The following is a 24602-nucleotide window of genomic DNA, read 5'->3' as shown; positions in this document are numbered from 1 at the left end:
CGAAGCCCCGCCCGGCAGGACCACGGGCGTGCACCCCGGTCCCGCCCCCGGCGAACCGCTGGAGACACGCAACCCGGCCCGACCACTCCAGGGGCGCGGGGAACTGCGCACGGGGGTCTGGGGGCAGAGCCCCCAGGGACGGGACGGGACGGGACGGGGCGGCGGGGGCGAGAAAGGGCTCGGGAGCCCAGGGCGACACGGGCCGCGGAACCACGGGGGACGCCCCGACGGCGTGGCAGGCCCCGGCCCCGGCCCGCCACGTGGGTGGCGGGCCGGGGCCGGGGCCGCGCTCGGGGCGAGGGTGCGTCAGTGGGTTTCGCCCAGGCCGGAGCCGTCCTGGGCGCCCTGGCCCGCGGCGTCACCGGCGCCCGCACCGGCGCCGTCGCCGGTCTGGTCTCCCGCTCCGGCCTCTTCGCCGCCGATCTCCTGGCCGTCGGCCTCCTCACCGGCGGCGCCCGCGGCGCCGAGGGTCGCGCCGACCGCCGCCAGGGCCGTGGTGACCGGCTGGAAGAACGTCTCGCCGCCCGAGGTGCAGTCGCCGCTGCCGCCCGAGGTCAGGCCGACGGCGAGGCCGTCCCGGGTGAACATCGAGCCGCCGCTGTCGCCGGGCTCGGCGCAGACGTTCGTCTGGATGAGGCCGGTGACCGTGCCCTCCGGATAGTTCACGGTGGCGTTCAGACCGAGCACCTGACCGTCGGCGAGCCCGGTGGTGCTGCCCATCCGGAACACCTCCTGGCCGACGGTGGCCTCCGCGGCCCGGGAGATCGGGAGGGTCTGGTCACCGAGGTTGACCTCGCTCGGCGCGACGGTCGCGGGATCGTCGTACCGGACGAGCGCGAAGTCGCCCTCGCCGGGGAAGACCGCCTGGTCGACCGTGGCGATCGGCTGCCCGCCCTGCGCGTCGGACCACTGCTCGGCCGCGACACCGCAGTGACCGGCCGTCAGGAACGCCGGAGAGCCGTCGCCCGCGGTGACGTTGAAGCCGAGCGAGCAGCGCGCCCCGCCCGAGAAGATGGCGTCGCCGCCGGAGGCGAACGTCCTGAACGTGCCCGCGGACTTCTTGATGGTCGCCATGCCGGAGCCGAGGCTCTCGACGGTGGACTCCAGTCTGTTCCACTTGTCGCCGGTCACCGTGCTGTCCGCGGTGACGAGGATCTTGTTGGTGCGCGGGTCGACGGCCCAGGAGGTGCCCGGGATGGTCGCCTCCGACTTCAGCGTCCGCGCTCCGGCCTCCAGTTCGGTCATGCTGTTGTCGACCTCGCGGACGGCCGCGCCCGCCTTCTTGGCCTGCACGATCACGTTGTTGTTGTCACCCGGTACGACGTTGACGACGAGCTGCTTGTTGTCGCCGTCGTAGTAGGAGCCGGCGAACGCGTCGCCGAGGAGTCCGGCGAGCTGCGAGGCGAGATCCGAGGCATCGCCCGCCTTCAGGGTCTTCGGCGCCGCCGCGGCACCGTCCGACGCGCCGTCCTGGGACGCGTTCGCGTGGGGGAGCAGGATCGCGGCGGCGCCGAGCGCCACCACACCGCCCACCGCCATCGCGGCCTTGCGCTTCGGAATTCGCTTGTGACTCAAACTTCTCGACCTCCTGGGGGGACCGGAGTCGCGCCGGTGTTCGGCGTCTGTGGGGCGCCCGGACGGCTGTTGGTACGCACGGGCCGCGAGGGGCGTTCAATCCCGTCCGGTCGATCACGCTCGGCGACCGGACGTGAGCGGTCGGTGGCGATCACGTAGCGGAATCCCGGCTTCAGTGAATCTGCACATCGAATGCCCAAGCCGGTCACCGGAGCCGGGATTCGTCCACAGGCCGGCGGACCGGACCACGCCTTTGGGGCCGGTGTGCCGGATTCCGGCCACCGGGGCGCAAGTGGCCGGATGAGTCGATGCGGTGGGGCATGTGAAGAAGTCGCCGCCGAGCCGTGCCCGCGTCTGCACGCCTGTACCCCCGCGGAGCACAAGTTGCCTGGTGAGACGTTTGATTGATTGGAAGGCCGCGCCCGCCGCGTGCTTTGATCCATCGCACCGCAAGGCCGCTTCGGGCTCCCGGCGACGGGCGTTCGGCGCCCGCGGTCGCGGCCTTCATCTGTCACCGGAGGGGGCCGCTCCCCCCTTGTGAAATATCCATACGAAGGGAAGTTCCATCATGAACTCCACCCCCCAGGTCGAGACCGCCGAGATCTCCGACACCGACCTCGACAACGTCTCCGGCGGTCTGTCCGTGAACGCCGTGAACGCCCTCACGGGCGCGGTGGACGGCATCGCCCCGGTCTCCGGCCTGGTCGACACGGCCGTCGGCACCGTCGAGGGTGTCACCGGCCTGAACACCGCCCCGGTCACGAACCTGGTCGCCGGTCTCTGATCGCGCCTTTGTGCCGCCGAGTCCCGGAGCCGCCCGCCGGCTCCGGGACTTCGCGGTGCCTCCACGGTCCACGCGTCACGTCGCACAGTTCACTCAGGTGAGGGAAGACCCGTGCAGTTCCGCCAACAGGCCCTCGCCAGGCTCCAGTCACCGGAGGAGCTCGACCTGCCGGTGCGTTTCGCGCGCCCGCAGGGCTGGCTGGTGCTGTCCGTGACGGTGGTCGCGATGGCGGCCGCGTCGGTGTGGGCGGTGACCGGCTCGGTGTCCTCCACGGTCGGCGCGCCCGCCGTCCTCACGTACGGGCAGGGCAGTTACGTCCTGCAGAGCCCCGTCGCCGGCCAGGTCACCGCCGTCCTCGCGAAGGAGGGCGAGCGGCTGCCCGCCGGCTCCCCCGTCCTGGAGGTCCGCACCGAGCGGGGCGACGAGGTCGTCCGCACCCTCGACGCGGGCCGCGTCACCGCGCTCGCCGCCAGTACCGGGCAGATCATCTCCACCGGTGCGAACGTCGCCGCCGTGGAGAAGGTCGCCCGCGCGAAGGCCCCGCTGCGGGCGACGGTGTACGTCCCCGCCGAGAGCGCCGCCGGCATCCCCGCGCACGCCTCCGTCGACCTGACGGTGCAGTCGGTGCCGAGCCAGGAGTACGGCGTGCTGCACGGCGAGGTGAAGTCGGTGGACCGCACGGCGCAGTCCGCCCAGCAGATCGCCGCGTTCCTCGGGGACGCCCAGCTGGGCGAGCAGTTCACGAAGAAGGGCAGGCCGGTGGCGGTCACCGTCGAGCTGGAGAAGTCGTCCGGCACGGAAAGCGGTTACGCGTGGTCCTCCGCGGACGGTCCGCCGTTCGAGCTGACCTCGATGACCCTGGCCACGGGTTCGATCCGGCTGGCCGATCAGCGTCCCGTCGATTGGCTGCTCCCGTGACCACCGCCCAGGAGACTCGCGGCAGACGCCGTGCCGCCCCGCCGAAGCGCAAGGTGCCCAGGTCCCGGGCGAAGACCGTCCGTACGCCCACCGTGCTCCAGATGGAGGCCGTGGAGTGCGGTGCCGCCTCACTCGCGATGGTGCTCGGCCACTACGGCCGCCATGTCCCGCTGGAGGAGCTGCGCATCGCCTGCGGCGTCTCGCGGGACGGCTCGCGCGCCAGCAACCTGCTGAAGGCGGCCCGCGGTTACGGGCTGACCGCCAAGGGCATGCAGATGGATCTGGCCGCCCTCGCCGAGGTGACGGCACCGGCCGTCCTGTTCTGGGAGTTCAACCACTACGTCGTCTACGACGGCATGGGCCGCCGGTTCGGCCGCCGCGGGGTGTTCGTCAACGACCCCGGCAAGGGACGGCGGTTCGTCCCCCTGGAGGAGTTCGACGGCAGCTTCACCGGTGTCGTGCTGGTGATGGAGCCCGGCGAGGGGTTCACCCGGGGCGGGCGCAAACCGGGCGTGCTCGGCGCGATGCCGGCCCGGCTGCGCGGCACCGCGGGCACCATGCCCGCCGTGGTGCTGTCGAGTCTGCTGCTGGTGGCGGTGGGCGCGGCGGTGCCGGGGCTCAGCCGTACCTTCATCGACGAGTTCCTGATCGGCGGCCGGACCTCGATGCTGGGCGTGCTGTTCACGTCCATGGGCGCGTGCGTGCTGCTCACGCTGGTGCTGACCTGGCTGCAGCAGGGCAATCTGCTGCGCGGCCGGCTGATCTCCTCCACCCTGTCCAGCGCCCGCTTCCTGCGCCATCTGCTGCGGCTGCCGGTGACGTTCTTCGCCCAGCGCAGCCCGGCCGACCTGGTGCAGCGGCTGCAGTCCAACGACGCGGTGGCCGAGACGCTGGCCCGCGATCTCTCGGCGGCGGGCGTGGACGCGGTGGTGGTCGTGCTGTACGCGGTGCTGCTGTACACGTACGACCCGCAGCTCACGTTCGTGGGCATCGGGGTGGCGCTGTTGAACATCGTGGCGATGCGGATCGTCATCCGGCTGCGCGCGACCCGTACGGCGAAGCTGCGGGCGGACAACGCGCGGCTCACCAACACGGCGTACACCGGTCTGCAGTTGATCGAGACGCTGAAGGCGACCGGCGGGGAGGACGGCTACTTCCGCAAGTGGGCCGGGCAGCACGCCACCACGCTGGAGGAGCAGCAGCGGCTCGGGGTACCGAGCGCCTGGCTCGGCATCGTCGCGCCGACGCTCGCCACGCTCAACAGCGCGCTGATCCTGTGGATCGGTGGCATGCGAGCGGTCGAGGGGCACATCTCGGTCGGTCTGCTGGTCGCCTTCCAGGCGCTGGTCGCCCGTTTCACCGCCCCGCTGACCCGGCTCAACGGGGTGGCGGGCCGGATCCAGGACTTCGCGGCGGACGTGGCCCGGCTGAAGGACGTGGAGAACTTCCGGGCGGACCCGCTCTACGGCCGTCCCGGCACCGGCGAGTCGACCCGCCGGCTGCACGGCCATGTCGAGCTGCAGAACCTCACCTTCGGCTACAACCCGCTGGACAAGCCGCTGCTGACCGGCTTCGACCTGACCGTCGGTCCCGGCCGGCAGGTGGCGCTGGTGGGCGGCTCGGGCAGCGGCAAGTCCACGGTGTCCCGGCTGATCTCGGGACTGTACGCACCCTGGGAGGGTGTGATCCGGATCGACGGACAGCGCATCGAGGACATCCCGCGCGGGGCGCTGGCCTCCTCCGTCTCCTTCGTCGACCAGGAGGTGTTCCTCTTCGAGGGCACCGTCCGCGACAACGTGGCGCTGTGGGACCCGTCGATCCCGGACGAGGCGGTGGTGGAGGCGCTGAAGGACGCGGCGCTGTACGACGTGATCCTGCGCCGGCCGGGCGGCATCCACAGTCCGGTCGAGCAGGACGGCCGGAACTTCTCCGGCGGTCAGCGCCAGCGCCTGGAGATCGCGCGGGCGCTGGTGCGCCGGCCGAGCATCCTGGTCCTCGACGAGGTGACCAGCGCGCTGGACGCGGAGACCGAGCTGGTGGTGATGGACAACCTGCGCCGGCGCGGCTGTGCGTGCGTGGTGATCGCGCACCGGCTGAGCACGGTGCGCGACAGCGACGAGATCGTCGTCCTGGACCACGGCACGGTCGTGGAGCGCGGGCGGCACGAGGAGCTGGTGGCGCGCGGCGGCGCGTACGCGGCGCTGGTCAGGGAGCGATGAGATGACAGCCGTGCACGAGGGTCAGGGCGGCGACCTCGTCCTGGGCGCGCTCGGGTCGCTGGGCACACCGGTCGACTGCTCCGGGTTCGGCCGGCTGGACCTGGAGGGGCCACAGGTGCTGTGGCTGATCGCGTCCGGCGCCGTGGACCTGTTCGCGGTGGACGCCGAACAGCAGGGTCACTGGCACCATCTGGGCCGGCTGGAGGCGGGCTCCCTGGTGCTCGGCCCGGTGGCGGGTCCGGCGCACACGCTGGTGGCGCGTCCGCTGCGGGACTGCGTGGTGCACCGCATCGGACTGCGCGAGCTGTACCAGCCCGCGAGCACCCAGACCTGGTCGTACGACGAGTACGGCAACCCGCAGTACGTACCGCCCACGACGAGCCCGCTGGAGTACGCGCTCGCGCTCGGGGTGGGCCGTGGTCTGGCGGTGCTGTTCCAGGCGCCGATGGCCACGGAGCGGGCCACCGCGCCCGGCGACGACGACGTGTTCTGGATGCAGGTCCCGCCGGGCAGTGTGCAGTACGGCTCGCTGTACGGGGCGGAGGCCGCCGCCGATCTGCTGATGGACCCGGCGCTGTGGCAGAGCATGGTCGACCAGCAGTACCGGCTGATGACCACGCTGGACCGGTGGATCGAGCAGCTTGAACAGACGCACGAGACGCGGACGGCGGAGGGCATCGCGGCCGGTGAGGCGGTGCGTGCCCAGGCCGACCGGACGCTGCTCGCGGCGATCGGCAAGCGGTCGGGGCAGCGCACGACGACGGCCGACGCGGACGCCACGTACGCGGCCTGCGAGCTGGTGGCACGGGCGGCCGGGATCCCGCTGACCGCGCCCGAGCGGTCCGGCACCGGCGGGGAACGCCTCGATCCGGTCGAGCGGATCGCCCTGGCCTCCCGGGTGCGCACCCGTGTCGTACGGCTGGACGGCCGCTGGTGGCGGGACGACGTGGGGCCGCTGGTGGGTCACCGGGCCCTGTCGGGGGCGCCCGTGGCGCTGCTGTGGCGGCGCGGCGGCTATGTGGCGGTGCATCCGGCGACCGGCAGGGAGACCCCGGTCGAGAAGGCGAACGCCGAGGAGTTCGAGCCCCGCGCGGTGATGTTCTACCGTCCGCTGCCCGAGCGGCGGCTGAGCCCGCTGCGGCTGCTGCGGTTCTGCATGACGGGTACGCGGGGTGATCTGACGGGTCTGCTGCTGAGCGGTCTGGTGACGGTGGCGATCGGGGCCCTGGTGCCGCTGGCGACCGGCAAGGTGCTCGGCGAGTTCGTGCCGAAGGCGCAGACCGAGCTGATCGTGCAGGTGTGTCTCGCGGTGATCCTGAGCAGTGTGGTGGCCGCCGCCTTCATGCTGCTGCAGAACCTCACCCTGCTGCGTCTTGAGGGCCGGGTGGAGGCGACCCTCCAGCCGGCCGTCTGGGACCGGCTGCTGCGGCTGCCGACCACGTTCTTCACCGAGCGTTCGACGGGTGAGCTGGCGAGCGCGGCCATGGGCATCAGCGCGATCCGCCGCACGCTGGCCGGGGTCGGTCCGACGGTGGCCCAGTCGGTCACCGTGGGCGCGGTGAACCTGGGGCTGCTGCTGTGGTTCAGCGTGCCGATGGCGCTGGCCGCGCTCGGGATGCTGGTGGTCGTCGCGGGAGTGTTCCTGGGGCTCGGGTTGTGGCAGGTGCGCTGGCAGCGCCGCCTGGTGGTGCTCACCAACAAGCTGAACAACCAGGCCTTCCAGACGCTGCGCGGACTGCCGAAGCTGCGGGTGGCGGCGGCGGAGAACTACGCGTACGCCGCGTGGGCGTCGGAGTTCGCCCGCAGCCGTGAGCTGCAGCAGAAGGCCGGTCGGATCAAGAACCTGACGGCGGTGCTGGGCGCGGTCTACCTGCCGCTGGTCACGCTGGCGATGTTCATGCTGCTGGCCGGGCCGGCCCGCGGCTCGATGACGGCGGCGGAGTTCCTCACCTTCAACACGTCGGTGACGATGGTGCTGACCTCGGTCACCCAGCTGACCGGGGCGTTCGTCTCGGCGGTCGCCGCGCTGCCGCTGTTCGAGCAGATCAAGCCGGTGCTGGACGCCACGCCCGAGGTGCGCGCGGCGAGCACCCGGCCGGGCCCGCTGTCCGGGGCGATCGAGGCGCGGCGGCTGTCCTTCCGCTACTCCGACGACGGTCCGCTGGTCCTGGACGACGTGTCCTTCGAGGCGCGGCCGGGCGAGTTCGTGGCGGTCGTCGGCCCCAGCGGCTGCGGCAAGTCCACCCTGCTGCGGCTGCTCATCGGCTTCGACCGGCCGGTGTCCGGCAGTGTGCTGTACGACGGCCAGGACCTGGCCGCGCTCGACCGGTCGGCGGTGCGGCGGCAGTGCGGTGTGGTGCTCCAGCACGCACAGCCGTTCACCGGGTCCATCCTGGACGTCATCTGCGGCACCGAACCGTACACGCCGGAGGAGGCCATGGCGGCGGCGGAGATGGCGGGGCTGGCCGAGGACATCAGGCGGATGCCGATGGGACTGCACACCATCGTGTCGGGCAGCGGCGCGGTCTCCGGGGGCCAGCGGCAGCGGCTGATGATCGCCCAGGCGCTGATCCGCCGGCCGCGGATCCTCTTCTTCGACGAGGCGACCAGCGCCCTGGACAACGAGACGCAGCGCACGGTGATCGAGAGCACCAAGGCCCTGGAGGCGACCCGGATCGTCATCGCGCACCGGCTGTCGACGGTGCTCGACGCGGACCGGGTGGTGGTGATGGAGGGCGGCAAGGTGGTCCAGCAGGGCCCGCCCGGCCGGCTGCTCGCCGACACCGGCGGGCGGCTGCACGAACTGGTGCGGCGGCAGATGGCGTGACGGAAACCGTCAACGGACGGTTACCGTCCGGTCACACCTGTGGCGCGTCTTCGCCGTACGCGGGGGTCCGTCCGTTGCTCCGCGCGGTAAATGGGTACCCACGGGCCATGCGAACCAGCGTGATGGATGTCGGATCGAAGACCGTCAGACTCGTCGTGGCGGACACGGCGGGCGGGGCGCCGCTGCCGGTGCACACGGCGAAGTGGCCGCTCAGGCTGTCCGAGCAGGTCACGCCCGGGGAGCCGGTACCGGAACAGGCCGTGGAGCGCCTGGTGGACGCCGTCGCCGCGGCGGACAGGACCGCCGCGCGATGGGGTGCGTCGGGTCCCCTGGCGTTCGCGACCGCCGTGGTGCGCAGTGCCCCGAACCGGCAGGAGGTGCTGAGCACGGTCCGGGCCCGGACCGGCGTCGACCTGTGCACACTGCCCGGCGAGGTGGAGGCCGAGCTCACGTTCCTCGGGGCCCGGCGCTGGATGGGCTGGCGCTGCGGGCCGCTGGCGCTGCTGGACATCGGCGGGGGTTCGCTGGAGGTCGCCTTCGGGCGCGGCCGGCTGCCCGACTTCGTCGCCTCGCTGCCGCTGGGGGCGGGCCGGCTCACCCACGAGTACTTCGCGGAGTCGGACCCGCCGTCCCCGGAGCAGGTGCGGGCGCTGCGCCGGCGGGTGCGCCACCAACTGCGGGACGTGGCGGCCCGGATCCGCTGGGAGGGACCCCGTACGGCGGTGGTCACCTCCCGCACCTTCCAGCAGCTGGGGCGGCTGTGCGGGGCCGCGCCGGGGCGGCACGGCCCGTTCGTGGAGCGGGAGTTGTCCTGCGCCGACCTGCGGGTGGCCATCGACCGGCTGGCCGCCCTGCCCGCCGCCGAACGAGCCCGGCTGCCCGGGATCTCCGCCCCGCGCTCCGCGCAGAGCCTGGCGGGCGCGGTCGTGGGACACACGGCGATGAAGCTGACCGGCCTGGGGACGGTGACGATCTGCCCCTGGGCGCTGCGCGAGGGGGTGCTGTTGCGCCACATCGAGGACGGCCCCTCCTGGTGGGCGGAGATCATCCGCCTCAACGAGAAGGAGACGGCGGCCGACGGCCCCGTACCGCTGCGCGTCGCCACCGCGCGCGGCTGACCCGGACGTACGACGAGAGGAGACACCCCGTGTCCGAGCGGGACGACCACGAGAAGCCCGAGACCGCCGTCGAGGAGGTGCTGCGCGAGGTCGAAAAGGCCGAACGGCGCCCCGAGGACTCCCCCGGACGACGCCGTCACCGGGGCGAGGCCGGGGAGGCCATCACCCCGAACACCGAGGCGCAGGAGGAATCCCAGGGCGACTGACACCGGTCCGGCGGATCATGCCGGAGACGCGGGGCCCGGCACGCCCTCCCCCGCTGCCTATGGGCGTGGGCGGTGCCCCCCGCGGTGTTGTCGTCGGTTGCCGACTTCCCCACACTCGGCTTCGCTCGCGCGGAAGGGACCTCCTGGGCGGGGACCCTCATCGCGTCGACGCCCTCCTCCGCCTCGCGGCCGGACGCTCCCCCACGCCCGGCTTCTCCCCACGCCCGGCTTCGTACAAGCGGAAGAGACCCCATGCGCGGGGCCCCATCGCGTCGACGCCCTCCTCCGCCTTACGGCCGGACGCTCCCCCACGCCCGGCTTCACTCGCGCCGGAGAGACCCCCATGCGTGGGAGGAACCCCCATCGCCCCCGTTCGCCTGGGCCGCAAGGCGCCGCCGGTTTCCTTCGGCTTGATCCGCCGGGCAGGCCCTGGCGCCGTTTCCCTACTCCGGCGGCGGGCCGAGGGGACGGGCCGCCAGGGCCTGGGCTACGCCCAGCAGGTTGGCGGCCATGGCTCGGCCCGTCCTGCGGGACCAGTCGTGGCCGCTTCCGCCTTCCAGGAAGCTCGGTCCGGGACCAGGGCCCTGGTTCCAGTAGGTCCACGCCTGGCCGGGGATGGTGTAGCCGATGTCCTGAAGGCCGCCGGTGATCTCGCTGATCACATGGTGCGCGCCGTCCTCGTTGCCGGTGACGACGACGCCCGCGACCCGGTTGTAGGCGACCGGCCGGCCGTCGTCGTCCGTCTCGGACAGCATGGCGTCCATCCGCTCCAGGACCCGTTTGGCGACCGACGACGGCTGCCCGAGCCAGGTCGGCGAGGCGATGACGAGAATCTCGGACGCGAGGATCTTCTCGTGGACGCCCGGCCAGGCGTCGCCCTCGTGCACGGCCTCGCTGACCACTCCCGGAGCGATGTCCAGGTCCACCGCGCGGACGACGTCGACCTCCACCCCGTCCTTCTCCAGGTGTTCGGTGACGGTCCGGAACAGCGCCTCGGTGTTGGAGGTGTCCGGTGACTTCTTGAGGGTGCAGTTGATCACTAGTGCCTTCATATGGACACGGAGTACCCCGCGGGCGGCCGGTTGCCACGCGGACGGGGGTGCCGCTGGGCCGTCCGGGTACCCGGGGTGCATGGAACATCCCTGTGAAGAACCCCGGCTGCCCGCACCGCGCGGCCCCCTGAGCAGCGCCGTCGAGGACCACCTGCGGGGCACCGGCCCGCTGCCACCGGACGAGGAGGTCGCCGCCGCCCCCGTGTACGGCGACGACCTCCAGCTCGCCCTGTACCTGTGCTACGAACTCCACTACCGCGGGTTCGCGGGCGTGGCGGCGGACCGCGAATGGGACCCGGAACTGCTGCGCGTCCGCGCCGCCCTGGAGGACCGCTTCCTCACCGCGCTCCGCGCGGACGCCCGGCGGCACGACGACGTCGACGAGGCGCTCGCCGGGATCCTGGTGGAACCGGTGGACGGCACGGGCGTCAGCCACTTCCTGCGCGACAAGGGCGAATTGTGGCACGTCCGCGAGTACGCCGCCCAGCGGTCCCTGTACCACCTGAAGGAGGCCGACCCGCACGCGTGGGTGCTGCCCCGGCTGTGGGGGCGGGCCAAGGCGGCGATGGCGGCGGTCGAGTTCGACGAGTACGGCGGCGGCCGCGCCGACCGGGTGCACGCCCGTCTCTTCGCCGACCTGATGACCGACCTGGGGCTGGACACGGCGTACGGCCGTTATCTGGACGCGGCCTGCGCCGAACTGCTCGTGACGGTGAACCTGATGTCCCTCTTCGGACTGCGCCGCTCCCTCAGGGGCGCGCTGGTGGGCCACTTCGCGACGGTCGAGATCACCTCGTCGCCCGGCTCTCGGCGGCTCGCCGAGGCGATGCGCCGCACGGGCGCGGGGCCCGCCGCCGAGTACTTCTACGACGAGCACGTGGAGGCGGACGCGGTGCACGAGCAGGTGGTGCGCCACGAGGTCGTCGCCGGGCTGCTGGAGGTGGAGCCGCACCTCGCGGCGGACATCGCCTTCGGCGTCGACGCCACGGTGTTCGCCGAGGACCGCCTCGGCGAGAGGCTGCTCGCGGACTGGGGCGCGGGCCGCTCGTCACTGCGCACTCCCCTGTCCCAGGAGTTCGCCCATGCTTCTTGACGGCGGGGGTACCCGGCGGTCCGTGAGCCCACTGGCACCACCGGGCGTGTACGCCCCTCAGGAGGACACCGAGCTGCTGGCCGGCGCCCTGTACGACGAACCCGTCCCCGCGGGCGCGGACGTTCTCGACGTGGGCACGGGGTCCGGCGCGCTGGCGGTGAGGGCCGCCCGGCGCGGCTGCCGGGTGACCGCGGTCGACGTCTCGCGGCGGGCGGTGTGCGCGGCCCGGCTGAACGCGCTGCGGGCCGGTGTGCCGGTCCGGGTCCGGCGCGGCAACCTGTTCGCGCCGGTGCGGGGTGAGACGTTCGATCTGATCCTCGCCAATCCGCCGTACGTTCCGGCGCCCGGCGGCGGCTCGCTGCCGCGGGGCGCGGCCCGGGCCTGGGACGCGGGCGATGACGGACGGCTCGTCCTGGACCGGATCTGCGGGGAGGCGCCCGCGCTGCTGCGGCCGGGCGGTGTCCTGCTGCTGGTGCAGTCGGCGCTCAGCGACCCCGGGCTGACGGTCGGCCGGCTGCGGGCGGCCGGGACGAAGGCCGCGGTGATCCGGCGCCGGCACATCGCCTTCGGCCCGGTGGTACGGGGCAGGGAGCGCTGGCTGCGGGAGCGGGGCCTGCTGTCCGGGACCGAGGACACGGAAGAACTGGTGGTGATCCGTGCCGAACTCCCCGTCTGACACCCCGCGTCGCGTCACCGTCCAACGCAGGGGGCCGCTGCTGGTGGAGGGCCCGGTGGAGGTCGAGCTGGAGGACGGCACGGTCGTCACCTCCGACCGCTTCCGAGTGGCCCTGTGCACCTGCCGTCGCAGCCGGCGGTATCCGTGGTGCGACACCAGCCACCGGGACCGGGCGTGAGTCCTGGGGCCGAGGGCCCGTGAGAAGCCCGGAGGCCGGCGGGCGGCCCCACTCCGCCCGCCGGCCTCCTTGCGCGGGATCGCACGTTCCGCGGGAGGGCCGGTACTCCCCAGTCCGCCGGCCGCCGCGCGGTCACGGGAAACCGTGCGATCCCGGTCTCAGAACGCGAAGACGCTCGAACCGTGAGCGTTCATCACGCACGCGTTGGAGAAGATCCGCTCGTAGGAGACGCGCTGCCCTTGCCACACCCCGTCGACGGTGACGAGCACCGGGTCGTACTGCTTGGTGCAGAAGACGCCCTCCCGCATCGTCAGGGCGTCGAGGTCGCCGTCGAGGCGGTTCATCTCCGCACAGGCCGCGTCCGCGGCCGGGTGGGTGCCCGAGGGTCCGGGGGCACAGGTCAGGGTGACCGCGCGTTCCGGCGTGACGGTCATCGCGCTGTCGCCGTGGCCCACGGTGAGTACCAGGGCCGAGGGGGCGTAGAGCGCGGACGGGGCGGTTCCCTCGGCGGCCTGCGCCACCCCGGACAGGGGTACGCAGACGGCTGCGGCCGTGAGGCCGAGGGTGGTGGCCCAGCGCGCGGTGTTCCGCATTGTGTGCATCCTTCCGCTCGTGTCGACAAGGCATGTCGACGGGTCGCCGGCCCGTGCTCGGTCGGTGCCGAACCGGCGTGCCGGAGTCTGCCGAGTCCGCGCCGGAACTTCACGTCGGACATGCGGATTTCGGTAACCTTGCGTGTTGAATCAGTGGCGTGAAGTCACGGAGAGCGGAGCCGTGCGCCTTGTAACCGCACGGACGGCGAGCGCGCGAAGTGGCCAGATGGCCGGAATGCGGCAGCTCGGCAATCGGCCTGAAACATTCCGATTCCGCTCTCGGCAGACCGTTCCGCGACGCCTTGTGTTCATGGACAGGGCGAGTAATCGTCATTACATGATTACGGCAGAGCAGCGAGAGCAACTGCGGGGCTGGTTCACCGGCCGGCTCCCCGACGATCTCTTCGAGGAGCTGACCGAGGTCACGGTCGACCGCGAGGAGATCACCGTCATCGGCCGCATTCCCGGCCCCCGGCCGGCCGAGGGCGCCTCGCCGGCCGAGCGGGAGGCGGCCGTCGAGGGCCGCGTCCAGGAGTTCCGGGAACGCACCCGGGACGACCGGATCGCGGTCGCCCGGGACGCCGAGCACCGCTTCGGCCGGAAGGTCTCCTGGGGCGTGGAGTGCGAGGGACACCGCGCCCTGTTCACGCACGTGGCCGCGCCCGTCATGACCCGGCTGCGGCAGCCGGAGCGGCAGGTCCTCGACACCCTCATCGCGAGCGGGGTGGCCCGCAGCCGCAGTGAGGCGCTGGCCTGGTGCGTACGGCTGGTCCAGCGGCACACCGACGACTGGCTCACCGAGCTGCGCGAGTCGCTGGAACACGTCCAGCGGGTGCGGGCCCAGGGGCCGGACACCGAGCCCGAGGAGGCGGAGCCCGGCACCGACGGCGGGTGAACGGCGTTGTCGGTGGCGTTCGTTACGGTGCGCGCATGACTCGATTCGTATTGGTGGCCGGTGCCTGGCTCGGGGCGTGGGCGTGGGACGAGGTGGCGGCCGAACTGCGCGAGGCGGGGCACGAGGCGTATCCGCTGACGCTGTCCGGGCTCGCGGAGAAGCAGGGGGTGCCGGCGGGGCAGCAGACCCATGTGCGGGACATCGTGGGCGAGGTGGAGCGGCTCGGTCCGCGGGACGTCGTCCTCGTGGGGCACAGCTACTCCGGCGTGCCGGTCGGCCAGGCGGCCGAGCGGATCGGCGACCGGCTGCGGAGGGTGGTGCTCGTCGACGCGAACGCGCCCGTGGACGGGGAGTCGTTCCTGTCCGGCTGGCCGAGCGAGGAGGTACGGAGGTCGATCGAGGCGCACGACGGCCAGTGGCCGCCGCCGGCCGCGGACGACTGCGCGGGCCAAGGCCTGACGGACGAGCAGACAGCCCGGTTCATCGCCGGGTCGACCCCGCACCCGGGTGCCACGCTCACCGAACCGGCCGTGCTGGAGCGGTCGCTCGGCGAGCTGCCGACGACGTACGTCAAGTGCCTGCTGGACGGGGAGGAACCCCTGCCGGCCGTGGCGGAGCTGCTGAAGAGCGACAAGTGGGAGCTGGTGACGATGGACACCGGGCACTGGCCGATGTTCTCCCGGCCGCGCGAACTGGCCCGGATCCTGCGGGAGGCGGCCACCGGCCGCTGATCCACGGCCGCCCGGCGCTGGACGCGCCCCGCGCATACCGGCCAGTATGCTCCGGGACGACGCGGCTCGAGGAGACAGGGCGGGGCGGATGGCGAAGCACTGGGCCGACTTCCAGTACGAGATCTACTTGAACGGGATGACGGGTGCCGTGCCCCGGCTGCCGACCGATCTGACCCGGCTGGAGGAGCTGACCGAGCAGCGGCTGGGCCCGGGTCCGGTCGGGTATGTCGCCGGCAGCGCGGGCGACGGCAGCACCGCCCGCGCCAACCGGGCCGCGCTCGACCGCCGCCGGATCGTGCCGCGCATGCTGCGGGACGTGCACGAGCGTGATCTGTCGGTCGAGGTGCTGGGCAGGTCGCTGCCGGCGCCGCTCGCGCTGGCGCCGGTCGGAGTGCTGTCGATCATGCATCCGGACGCCGAGTCCGCCGCCGCCCGGGCGGCGGCCGCGCAGGGTGTGCCGTTCGTGCTGTCGTCCGCGTCCAGCACGCCGATGGAGCAGGTCGCGGAGGCGATGGGCGAGGCGGAGCGCTGGTTCCAGCTGTACTGGCCGAAGGACGTGGAGGTGGCCCGGAGCTTCCTGGACCGGGCGGAGGCCGCCGGGTTCACGGCGCTGGTCGTCACCCTGGACACTCCCCTGCTGTCCTGGCGTCCGCGCGACCTGGACCAGGCGTACCTGCCGTTCCTGCACGGGGTGGGCACCGCGAACTACTTCTCGGACCCGGCCTTCCAGGCGGGTCTGGTCAAGCCGGTGCACGAGGACCCGGACGCGGCGGTGATGCACTTCGTCGGCATGTTCGCCGACCCCGCCAAGTCCTGGCCGGACCTGGCGTTCCTGCGGGAGAACTGGGACGGGCCGATCGTCCTCAAGGGCGTGCTCCACCCCGACGACGCGCGGCGCGCCGCCGACTCCGGGATGGACGGTGTGGTGGTGTCCAACCACGGCGGGCGTCAGGTGGCCGGGGCGATCGCCGCGGCGGACGCGCTGCCCGGCGTGGTGGAGGCCGTCGGCGACCGGCTCACCGTGCTCTTCGACAGCGGGGTGCGCACCGGCGACGACGTCTTCAAGGCCCTCGCCCTCGGCGCACGGGCGGTCCTGCTGGGGCGTCCGTACGTCTACGGGCTCGGCCTCGACGGACAGGCGGGGGTGGAACACGTGATCCGCTGCCTGCTCGCCGAACTCGACCTCACCATGGCCCTGTCGGGCCACGCCACCCCGGCCGCGATCGGCCCCGACGCCCTCACGGAGACCACCGTCTGACCCGGCCGGGACGGGGTGTCCTCCCCGCCCCGGCCGCACGGCTCACGTCACCGGTTCCGCCAGCCCGGCACGGCGGGCCGCCGGGGTGTGGGTGCCGCTGATGGACAGGGAGTCCGCGTCCGTCCGTACCGGTTCGGCCGCCCAGCGCTGGTCCACGGTCCGGTCGCGCACCTTGACGACGATGTCGGCGTTCGCGTCAGGGGTCGCCGGGGCGAGGGCCAGTTGGACGTCCCAGCGGGGCACCAGTTCGCCCCGCGCGGTGAGGTCGTACCGTACGTCGGCGCCCCGCTGGTCGCCGGGGTCGGCGCAGGTGCCGAGGACGACGACACCGGCGTCCTTGTGCGAGTCCAGGCACAGACCGGGGTCGGCCACGCTGCGCAGCAGCCCGTCGTCCTCGTACGTCCACTGCTGGGTCCACACCGAGGAGCAGTCCGCCAGGCGGGTCCCGGAGCCGTCCCGGGGCTCGCCCCGGGTGTCGAGGCACAGGCCGGAGGCGACGTTGCGCAGCCGCGTCCGTCCCGGTGCGGTGGGGAGCCCGGCGGCGCCGGGCGGGGACGCGGACGGCACGGCCGCGCGGCCGCCCGCCGCTCCGGTGGAGCCCGTCGGGTCGGCGGCACCGCCGTCCGGGGTGGAGGACCCGGCGATGAGCACGCTCACCAGCACCCCGGCCGAGACCGCGCCGATGCCGGTGAGCAGGGTCCTGGTGGAGCGCACCGGGTCCGGGAAGGCGATGCCCGCCAGACGGGCGGGAACGGGGATGCGGGACAGCACGCGGTGCCGGCCGCCGGACGGCCCGTCCCCGCCCCGGCGCCGGCGGCGGGCGGCGCGTCCGCCTCGCGGGCCGGCCGTCGTGCGCCCCGGACGCGAGTCGAGGTAGCGCCGGGCCCCCCACCCGAGTACCGCCTCGGCGATCAGCGGGCCCAGGCCGCCCTCGAAGTGGCTCAGTTGCTCGGCCGCGTTCCGGCAGTGGCGGCACTCCGCCAGATGCTGCCGGACGTCCGGCAGCAGGGCCCCGCCCCGGCGGATCGGGACGTCGAGGAGGCGGTTGTAGAAGCGGCAGTCCTTCGTCGGTGCCAGTTCCTGATGGGCGTGGACACAACCTTGACGGAATTTGTCACGTGCCTGTTCGAGTGCGCCCGATGCGACGGCGAGGTCCATGCCGAGCAGACCGGCCGGTACGGAAATCGGCTCGGCCTCGACCTCGACGTGCCAGAGCAAACAGCGCGCGCGTGCGGGCAGCGACCGGAATGCCCGTTGAGCGAGTGAGCGATTTTCCGGAGTCATGGTGTTCGCCGCGCGCATGCCGCGCCCGCCGGCCGGTTTCTGCAGCTCCGGCATAACTCCGGTTATTCGGTCGTCCGCGGCCCACTCGCGGACCGTGTCCCGCACGGCCACCAGCAGTACGGGCCGGAGCGCGACGGCCGATTCGCCGACGGCGACCCGGTCCAGTGCCCGGTGCAGGGCGGCCGCGGTGACCATGGCGGCGAGCTGCCCCGACGACGCGAGGCAGACGGCCGCGTAGTCGTGCATCGACTGCCAGTGCCGCGCCGTCAGCAGCGCGACGGAGCGGGCGGCCTCGCCCTCCGGACGGTTCCGCAGCCGGGCGGCGAGGAACTCGTCGGATTCCCCCGGATCCCCGCCGGGCGGGGGATACGGGGGTCGAGGGGGGTGGGGGGTGTGCACTGAGATGGTTCCTTCCCACAGCGCATGTGCCATTCGAGGGTTTCCGACGCCGAAAAGGAAGACCGATTGGTGCATACCTTTTGGCGGGGCACGGGGGGCGCGAATTCACCGACGGTGAATCGGACCCGGTTCATCAACTCGCGTGCGTCCCCGGCCATTACCCCCCGCACGGGTGGCTCACTCTCGCACAACCCGCACTCGGCCAACAAGGCGCCTGAGCAACATCCGCGCGTTGACAGAAAGTCAGAAAGGAAGTCCGGCCCGCGGCCCTCGCCCCGGTTTTCGGCGCGGGTTTTCACGCCGTTCACATCCGGCCCGGCACAAGGGGTGTCCGGGAGGGCCCCCGGCGTCCCGCGCGGCCCGGCCGGCGCGGTTCAGATCTGCCAGGAGCGCAGCCGGTCGGCCGCGCCGTAGACGTCCGCCTCGCCGGAGATCAGGTCGCGCGCCAGATCGACCAGGGCGCCGTAGGGCGGGTCGATGCCGACCCCGCTGACGAACATGTAGGCGACCGCCGTGGCACAGGCGAAGCGGGCGTTGGCCGAGGGCAGCGGCCGGAGCACGGCGAGGGTGTGCAGCAGGGCCGCCGCCCGCCAGGCCGGGTCGGAGTCGACGCCCAGCCGGGGCGGGTCCACGCGATGGCGGGCGACGGCCGCGACGAGGGCGGAGAAGTCGTTGACGGTGGGCTGGTCCGGGAGGACCTCCTCGTGCCGCTGGAGCAGCCAGGGCACGTCGATGTGGAGCACGGGTGCCATCGGTCAGGCGGCCCGCCCCGCGCCCCTGGCGGAGGGTTCGTCGTCCGGGAAGGCGGCGGCGAATTCGTCGGCGTGGGAGGCGAAGAACCGGCGGAAGGCCTCGGCGCCCTCCTGAAGGGCGCGGTGGCGGGCTATGTCCGCCGCGGCCGCCTCCCGCACGAGCGCCTTCATGGACGTACCGCGTTCCTTGGCGATCTGCCGCAGGTCCTCGAGCTCGCGGTCGCTGAACTCCACGTTGAGAGCTGGCATGCCCTCACGGTACCGCTCGGGTACTGAATCGTAAATATGCGCAGGTCAGACGGTACGCGAGGGGGTACCGACAGGGGGCCGGCGGCCGAGTGGCCGCCGGCCCCCGCGGGGAGGGGTGTCAGCCCTGGTCGGCCACGAAGGAGGCCATGCGGGTCAGAGCCGCGTTCCAGTTGATGGTGTGTTCGTTGGTGGACCAGGACTGGATGTCGTCGATGAAGCAGAACTGGCCGACGCAGCCCTGGAGTTTCGACTGGGCGAAGGGGTCCTGGATGCTGGAGTTGGGTCCGCCGGAGAGCGTGCCGGCGGGCGGGTTCGGCAGGTTCGGGTCGAGCTGGGCGGCGTACCAGCGGCTGTGCTGGTTGTGCGCGTTGACCTCGCCGTAGCCGGTGACGTACGACATGTTGAGGGCGTTGCGGCCCAGGATGTAGTCCATGCTCTGCAGCGCGCCGTCCCGGTACTTCCGCGCGCCGGTGAGGTCGTAGGCGGTGGCGAGGACGACCGCGTTGTTGAGGACCTGGTGGCTGGAGCCCCAGTCGTAGACGTTGCCCTCGGGCGCGTACGGCATGCCGTACGGGTGGGCCTTCAGCGTGGCCAGGTAGCCGTCGGCGCCCTCGACGACGGAGCGGCGGACCTTGTCGCGGCCGGGGAGCCGGTTGGGCACGGTGGCGAGGTCGAGCCGGCCGGCCGCGGCGGTGCGGGCCCAGTCGAAGCCGAGCGGGCCGAAGATGTCGGCGGTGTGCACCGGGGAGTTCAGGACGTACTCCTTGAACTGACGTTCCCCCGTGGTGATGTACAGCTCGGCGGCCGCCCAGTAGAACTCGTCGGCCACGGTGTCGTCGTTGTAGGCGCCGCCGCCGATGCCGTCGCTGGGGTCGGCGAGGACGTCCGGGTGGGCGAGGGCCGCCGTCCAGGCCTTGCGCGCGGCGGCCAGGGTCTCGGCCGCGAACTCCTTGTCGTAGGAGCGGTACAGCCGTGCCGCCTGGGCGGCCGTGGCCGCGAGGTTCAGGGTGGCGGCGGTGGTCGGCGGGTGCAGTTCCCGCTTCTGCGGGTCGTCGCTGGGCAGCAGCGGCAGTCCGGTCCACTGTTCGTCGTGGATCTTGTGGTGGGCCATGCCGGCCAGCGGCTCGCCCTCGGGTACCTGCATCTTCAGCAGGAACTCCAGCTCCCAGCGGGCCTCGTCGAGGATGTCCGGGACCTTGTTGCCGCTCTCCGGGATGTTCAGCGTGCCGTCGCCGAGCTTGTCCGCCTCGCCGGTGCGGGCGTGCCGGGCGCGCTCGTAGGTGCTGAGCACCTCCCAGGTGCTGATGCCGCCGTTGACGACGTACTTGCCGTGGTCGCCGGCGTCGTACCAGCCGCCGGTGACGTCGAGGGTGTAGTCGCAGACGCCTGGCTGACAGGGCACGTCGCCGTCACCCTGGTTGGGAGCGACGTCCACGTGACCGGCCGGACGGCCGTAGCCGGGGCGCAGGTCGTCGCGGATCTCGGTGCCGCTGCGCTGGGTGTAGTAGTACTTCGCCGAGTCCAGCCGCAGCCGTTCGTACGCGCTCGCGTCGATGTCGAAGGGCCGGCTGGTCTCGCCGTCCACGACCAGGGTGTAGCCGGTCCCCCGCTTGCGGTGGCCGCCGAAGTCGATGGAGTGGACGTTCTGCCCGGAGGAGCCGTCGGTGCCGCGCGGCACGGTCCAGCCGCGCCGGACGACCCGGCCGTCGTCGTCCTTCAGCTTCCAGGGCAGCCGCTCGCCGGCGTCGGTGACCAGGGTGGCGTTCTTCGGCCCGGAGGGCAGATAGGCGACCTGGTTGACGCGGACCCGGGGCCCGGTGTCGGGCTCGTACGGCTCGGGGGCGACCCCGCCCAGCAGGGACACGTCGTCCACGCAGAACCGCCAGGGGTCCGCGCTGCCGCCTAGCTGGAAGCCGACCTGGCCCTGCGCGGTGTCGACGGGCGAGGTGAAGGTGTACGAGTAGGTGTTCCCCGAGACACTGAGCTGCGGGGAGACCTCGTAGTAGGTGTCGTACGGGTCCACCTGCAGGCCGACGATCGCCCGCACGACACGGTCCGCGGGCGAGCCGGTCGCGCTGAAGGAGAAGCGGTACGACTCGCCCTTCACCAGGGTGATGTCGTTCTGGCCGACGGCCGCGTCCCAGCGGTTGGTGGTGCCGCCGGGGACGTCGGCGCACAGGCGGCCGTCGGACGGGCCCGCGGTGACGTTGGCGGAGGCCCACCAGGGGTCGGTGCCGGTGTCGAAGGTGCCGTTGCGGACCTGCTCGACCTCGTCCGCCCCGGCCGGGGCGGCGGGCAGCGCGGTGAGCGCGGTCGCCAGCAGGCCGGTGAGGGACAGCAGAGCGGTTCTGCGTCTGTTCACGTATGGGCTCCTCTTGGGGAGGTGCGGAGATTTTGGGAGCGCTCCCATTTCCGTGCGCAGAACATGGTTGTGGCAGGTGTGACGTTCCGTCAACGGTTGGAACAGGACTGGCGACGCTCACCCGGAGCGGAGGTTCGCAGTCCGCGCCGGGCCGCGACCCACTAGGCTGGAACTCAGGCGATACACCGGTTCACGGTGAGTGTGCGCGATGGAGTGGCGACAATGAGGCCGGACGACCCGTTCGACGATGCCGTGACGGCCCGGGCCGTCATCGCCGCCGACGGCACGCTCGCGCGGTGGAGCGAGGGTGCGCGCCTGCTGCTGGGGCACACGGCGGAGGAGGTCGTCGGCCGTCCGGCCGCCGAGCTGCTGACCGGGGGTTCGGGCCTGCCCCGGCTCCCGGCCGCCCGCTGGAGCGGCACCCTCGCCCTGCGGCACCGCGACGGCTCCACCGTCACGGTGTGGGTGCTCGCCCACCACAGACAGCCGGCGGACGACGGTCCCGGTGACTGGCTCGCCGTCACCCCGCTGGAGGCCACGGACCAGGAACTGCCCGACGATCCGCTGGTCAGGACGGCCGTGTTCCAGTCGCCCTGCGCCGCGATGGTCTTCGACGAGGAGCTGCGCCTGCGCGGGATCAACGACGCCATGGCCCATCTCCTCGGCCTGCCCGCCCCCCATCTGCGAGGGCTCAGGCCCACCGACATCGGCGGCCGGCCGCAGCACACCGAACTCGAACGGCACCTGCGCCAGGTGCTGCGCACCGGCCGGCCGCACGACATGCAGACGTACATGAAGGCCACCGGCGAGAGCCGCGCGCACGCCTGGCTGGCCCGGCTCGCCCCGCTCACCGACCGGTCCGGCCGGGTGCGGGGCGTGTGCGCGACGGCCCACGACCTCACCGAGCAGTACCGGGCGCGGGAGCGGCTGCAGCTGGTCAACGAGGCCAGCATGCGCATCGGCACCACCCTGGACGTCACCCGGACGGCGCAGGAGCTGGCCGAGGTGTGCGTGCCCGCGCTCGCCGACTTCGTCAGCGTGGACCTGCTGGAGCCCGAGGAGCCCGGAGGTGAGCCCACCGGCCCGCTGAGCACGCCGGTCTCGCTGCGCCGGGTCGCCCATCAGTCCCTCACACCGGGCAGCCCAGAGTCGGTCGCCCGCACGGGCGAGGTGGTCGTCTACCCGGCCGCCGCGCCCCAGGCCGACTCGCTGATCGCCGGCCACAGCATCGTGGCCTCGGTGCCCTCCGGCGATCTCGACCCGTGGCTCGCGGTGGACGAGGCACGCGCCCGGCAGGTCCGGGAGTACGGCGTCCACTCCATGCTGTCCGTCCCGCTCCAGGCGCGCGGCACGACGCTCGGGGTGGCCGCCTTCACCCGCTTCACCCGTCCCGAGTCGTTCACCCACGACGACGTGCTGCTGGCCGAGGAGGTCACCGCGCGCGCCGCCGTCTGCATCGACAACGCCCGCCGCTACTCCCGCGAACGCGAGACCACCCTCGCGCTCCAGCGCAGCCTGCTGCCCCGCACCCTGCCGCGCACGGCCGCCGTGGAGGCGGCCACCCGCTATCTGCCGGCCTCGCGCTCCGGTGTGGGCGGTGACTGGTTCGACGTGATCCCGCTGTCCGGGATGCGGGTGGCCATGGTGGTCGGGGACGTCGTCGGGCAGGGCATCCAGGCGTCCGCGACCATGGGCCGGCTGCGCACGGCGGTGCGCACCCTCGCCGACATCGACCTCGCGCCCGACGAACTGCTCACGCACCTCGACGACCTGGTGCTCCACCTCTCGCAGGAGTCGGGCGGCGACCCCGGGTCGGGCGAGGTCGGCGCGACCTGTCTGTACGCGGTGTACGACCCGGTGTCACGGCGCTGCACCCTGTCCCGCGCGGGGCATCCCCCGCCGGTCCTGATCCCGCCGGGCGGTCCGGCCCGACACCTCGAACTGCCCTCCGGGCCGCCGCTGGGCCTGGGCGGGCTGCCCTTCGAGTCGGTCGAGCTGGAACTGCCCGACGACGCGGTGCTGGCGTTCTACACCGACGGGCTGGTCGAGTCCCGCGGACGGGACACCGAGGCCGGTCACGCCCTGCTCCGCGAGGCGCTGTCCAACGCCGCCGGCCCGCTCGACGAGACCTGCGACCGAGTCCTGCACACCGTGCTCGCGCCGGGCGGCGCCACGGACGACGTGGCCCTGCTGCTGGCCCGTACCCACGGTCTGCCGTCCGCGCAGGTCGCCACCTGGGACATCCCCGCCGATCCGGCGCTGGTCGCCCCCATCCGCAAGCAGGTCCTCGACCAACTGGCCACCTGGGCGCTGACCGAGGCGTCGTTCACGGCGGAGCTGGTGGTGAGCGAGCTGGTCACCAACGCCATCCGGTACGGCGCCCCGCCCATCCGGCTGCGGCTGATCCACGACGCCTCGACGCTGATCTGCGAGGTGTCCGACACCAGCCACACGGCGCCGCACCTGCGGCGGGCCAAGACCTGGGACGAGGGCGGCCGGGGCCTGCTGCTGGTCGCCCAGCTCACCCAGCGCTGGGGCAGCAGACACACCGCCGACGGCAAGACCATCTGGTCGGAACTGGCCCTGGTGGACGAGATGTGACACGAGGTGAACCATGGCGAACGGGTCACGGCACGCGACGGCGGTGGCGGCGGGTGGGCTGGTCCTGCTGGGCGCACTCGCCTCCTGCGGCACCGAGAGCGGGACCGCGGGCCCTTCCCCGCGGCCCTCCGCGTCCGCCGGACGGACGGCCGGGGACTCCCCGCACAGCGCCGTCCCGAGCGACGCCGCCGGTTCCACGAACGACCGGTCCCCGACGTCCGCCGGGCACACGGACCGCCCGGCGTCCCGGTGCCGCACCGCCGAGCTGAGCGCCGCCGTCGGCCGGATGGACCCGGGTGCGGGACAGCGCAACTTCCCCGTCGTGCTGACGAACGTCTCCTCCCGCACCTGCACCCTGTACGGCTATCCGGGCGCCGCCTTCGTGGACGCGGCCGGTGAGCGGCTGGGCCGGGACCCGGAGCGCACCCCCGGCGACCCGGCGACCGTCACGCTGCGGCCCGGCGCCAGTGCCTGGGCGGGGCTGCGCTACGCGAGCCCCGGCGTCAGCGGCGCCCGTACGGCCACCCCGGCGGCGCTCCTCGTCACCCCACCGGACGAACGGGAAGCCCTGAAGGTGCCGTGGAAGGCCGGCGCGGTCCCGGTGTCCGGCAACGCGTCCTCGGTGTTCCTCACGGTGCTTCAGCCGGGCACCGGTCCCTAGGGGGTGTCGTTCGGGTCTTGCCGGGGTCATGGGTCCTGACACGCACGTCTGCGGCGTTGTCGTCGGTTGCCGACGCTCCGCGTCGACGCCCTCCTCCGCCTTGCAGCTGCCCGCACCGGACCCCGCTCGACCGGCCACAAGGCGCCGTCGCCTGAAGCCGGCCTGATCCGA

The 24602-nt window shown here is 73.0% G+C and carries 21 protein-coding genes; 14 read left to right on the top strand and 7 right to left on the bottom strand.

Annotated features, from left to right (window positions below):
* Nucleotides 1–306 precede the first annotated feature (306 nt).
* On the bottom strand, nucleotides 307–1575 hold the full coding sequence (locus AMK33_RS25815) for a S1 family peptidase (RefSeq protein ID WP_073935338.1): 1269 nt from the start codon (nucleotides 1573–1575) through the stop codon (nucleotides 307–309).
* A 568-nt stretch (nucleotides 1576–2143) separates the two neighbouring features.
* Between AMK33_RS25815 and AMK33_RS25810 the strand changes: the two genes are divergently transcribed.
* The 6 genes from AMK33_RS25810 to AMK33_RS42960 all read left to right on the top strand — a co-directional run bounded on the left by AMK33_RS25810 (nucleotide 2144) and on the right by AMK33_RS42960 (nucleotide 9647).
* Entirely contained in the window at nucleotides 2144–2359 is a 216-nt protein-coding gene (locus tag AMK33_RS25810) for a hypothetical protein (RefSeq protein ID WP_073935337.1), read from the top strand.
* Nucleotides 2360–2470: 111 nt separating this feature from the next.
* A complete protein-coding gene (locus AMK33_RS25805; protein WP_073935336.1) occupies nucleotides 2471–3277 on the top strand; it encodes an HlyD family efflux transporter periplasmic adaptor subunit in 807 nt (268 codons plus the stop codon).
* Nucleotides 3274–5496, top strand: a complete 2223-nt coding sequence (locus AMK33_RS25800) for an NHLP family bacteriocin export ABC transporter peptidase/permease/ATPase subunit (protein WP_073935335.1) — start codon at nucleotides 3274–3276, stop codon at nucleotides 5494–5496. Before AMK33_RS25805 ends, AMK33_RS25800 begins: the two co-directional genes overlap by 4 nt.
* Before the next feature lies 1 nt (nucleotide 5497).
* A complete protein-coding gene (locus AMK33_RS25795) occupies nucleotides 5498–8323 on the top strand; it encodes an NHLP bacteriocin export ABC transporter permease/ATPase subunit (RefSeq protein ID WP_073935334.1) in 2826 nt (941 codons plus the stop codon).
* Nucleotides 8324–8430: 107 nt separating this feature from the next.
* Complete coding sequence (locus AMK33_RS25790) at nucleotides 8431–9441, top strand: Ppx/GppA phosphatase family protein (RefSeq protein WP_073935333.1); 1011 nt, start codon at nucleotides 8431–8433, stop codon at nucleotides 9439–9441.
* 29 nt (nucleotides 9442–9470) lie between these two features.
* Nucleotides 9471–9647 carry a hypothetical protein gene (locus AMK33_RS42960; RefSeq protein WP_167748590.1) on the top strand — a complete coding sequence of 59 codons (177 nt, stop codon included), beginning with the start codon at nucleotides 9471–9473 and terminating at the stop codon, nucleotides 9645–9647.
* A gap of 443 nt (nucleotides 9648–10090) precedes the next feature.
* Here AMK33_RS42960 and AMK33_RS25785 read toward each other — a convergent pair whose 3' ends face one another.
* Nucleotides 10091–10699: a flavodoxin family protein gene (locus AMK33_RS25785; protein ID WP_073935332.1), complete on the bottom strand. Its 609-nt coding sequence runs from the start codon at nucleotides 10697–10699 to the stop codon at nucleotides 10091–10093.
* Between the two features lie 79 nt (nucleotides 10700–10778).
* Between AMK33_RS25785 and AMK33_RS25780 the strand changes: the two genes are divergently transcribed.
* From AMK33_RS25780 to AMK33_RS25770, 3 genes are read left to right on the top strand one after another with little or no spacing between them, the layout of a single operon-like run.
* A complete protein-coding gene (locus AMK33_RS25780) occupies nucleotides 10779–11792 on the top strand; it encodes an iron-containing redox enzyme family protein (RefSeq protein ID WP_073935331.1) in 1014 nt (337 codons plus the stop codon).
* Nucleotides 11782–12468: a HemK2/MTQ2 family protein methyltransferase gene (locus tag AMK33_RS25775; RefSeq protein ID WP_073935330.1), complete on the top strand. Its 687-nt coding sequence runs from the start codon at nucleotides 11782–11784 to the stop codon at nucleotides 12466–12468. Before AMK33_RS25780 ends, AMK33_RS25775 begins: the two co-directional genes overlap by 11 nt.
* Nucleotides 12449–12646: a CDGSH iron-sulfur domain-containing protein gene (locus AMK33_RS25770; protein ID WP_073935329.1), complete on the top strand. Its 198-nt coding sequence runs from the start codon at nucleotides 12449–12451 to the stop codon at nucleotides 12644–12646. Before AMK33_RS25775 ends, AMK33_RS25770 begins: the two co-directional genes overlap by 20 nt.
* Nucleotides 12647–12804: 158 nt before the next feature.
* On the opposite strand, the gene AMK33_RS25765 is transcribed toward AMK33_RS25770, so the two are convergent.
* On the bottom strand, nucleotides 12805–13239 hold the full coding sequence (locus AMK33_RS25765; protein WP_073935328.1) for a subtilase-type protease inhibitor: 435 nt from the start codon (nucleotides 13237–13239) through the stop codon (nucleotides 12805–12807).
* 337 nt (nucleotides 13240–13576) lie between these two features.
* Between AMK33_RS25765 and AMK33_RS25760 the strand changes: the two genes are divergently transcribed.
* From AMK33_RS25760 to AMK33_RS25750, 3 genes are all read left to right on the top strand, one after another.
* Nucleotides 13577–14134: a hypothetical protein gene (locus tag AMK33_RS25760; RefSeq protein WP_073935327.1), complete on the top strand. Its 558-nt coding sequence runs from the start codon at nucleotides 13577–13579 to the stop codon at nucleotides 14132–14134.
* Between the two features lie 35 nt (nucleotides 14135–14169).
* Nucleotides 14170–14865 (top strand): alpha/beta fold hydrolase, encoded by a 696-nt coding sequence (locus tag AMK33_RS25755; protein WP_073935326.1) that lies wholly within the window; start codon nucleotides 14170–14172, stop codon nucleotides 14863–14865.
* An 88-nt stretch (nucleotides 14866–14953) separates the two neighbouring features.
* Nucleotides 14954–16123 (top strand): lactate 2-monooxygenase, encoded by a 1170-nt coding sequence (locus AMK33_RS25750; RefSeq protein WP_073935325.1) that lies wholly within the window; start codon nucleotides 14954–14956, stop codon nucleotides 16121–16123.
* Between the two features lie 42 nt (nucleotides 16124–16165).
* Here AMK33_RS25750 and AMK33_RS25745 read toward each other — a convergent pair whose 3' ends face one another.
* The 4 genes from AMK33_RS25745 to AMK33_RS25730 form a co-directional block, all read right to left on the bottom strand.
* A complete protein-coding gene (locus AMK33_RS25745; RefSeq protein ID WP_073935324.1) occupies nucleotides 16166–17806 on the bottom strand; it encodes an RICIN domain-containing protein in 1641 nt (546 codons plus the stop codon).
* A gap of 374 nt (nucleotides 17807–18180) precedes the next feature.
* The gene (locus AMK33_RS25740; RefSeq protein WP_073935323.1) at nucleotides 18181–18558 is read right to left on the bottom strand and encodes a toxin Doc; all 378 of its coding nucleotides are present in this window, start codon (nucleotides 18556–18558) and stop codon (nucleotides 18181–18183) included.
* A 3-nt stretch (nucleotides 18559–18561) separates the two neighbouring features.
* Nucleotides 18562–18807, bottom strand: a complete 246-nt coding sequence (locus AMK33_RS25735) for a hypothetical protein (protein WP_030863804.1) — start codon at nucleotides 18805–18807, stop codon at nucleotides 18562–18564.
* Between the two features lie 118 nt (nucleotides 18808–18925).
* Entirely contained in the window at nucleotides 18926–21169 is a 2244-nt protein-coding gene (locus AMK33_RS25730) for a glycoside hydrolase family 9 protein (protein ID WP_073935322.1), read from the bottom strand.
* Between the two features lie 222 nt (nucleotides 21170–21391).
* On the opposite strand from AMK33_RS25730, the gene AMK33_RS25725 reads away from it, so the two are divergent.
* Nucleotides 21392–23770 (top strand): SpoIIE family protein phosphatase, encoded by a 2379-nt coding sequence (locus tag AMK33_RS25725; protein ID WP_073935321.1) that lies wholly within the window; start codon nucleotides 21392–21394, stop codon nucleotides 23768–23770.
* Between the two features lie 13 nt (nucleotides 23771–23783).
* Nucleotides 23784–24431, top strand: a complete 648-nt coding sequence (locus AMK33_RS25720; protein WP_073935320.1) for a DUF4232 domain-containing protein — start codon at nucleotides 23784–23786, stop codon at nucleotides 24429–24431.
* Nucleotides 24432–24602: the final 171 nt, after the last annotated feature.

This window comes from Streptomyces sp. CB02400 (genome assembly GCF_001905725.1).
Taxonomy (GTDB): Bacteria; Actinomycetota; Actinomycetes; order Streptomycetales; family Streptomycetaceae; genus Streptomyces; species Streptomyces atrovirens.
Note: the sequence above shows the minus strand (reverse complement) of the source record. Positions and strands in the feature narration are given on the sequence as shown.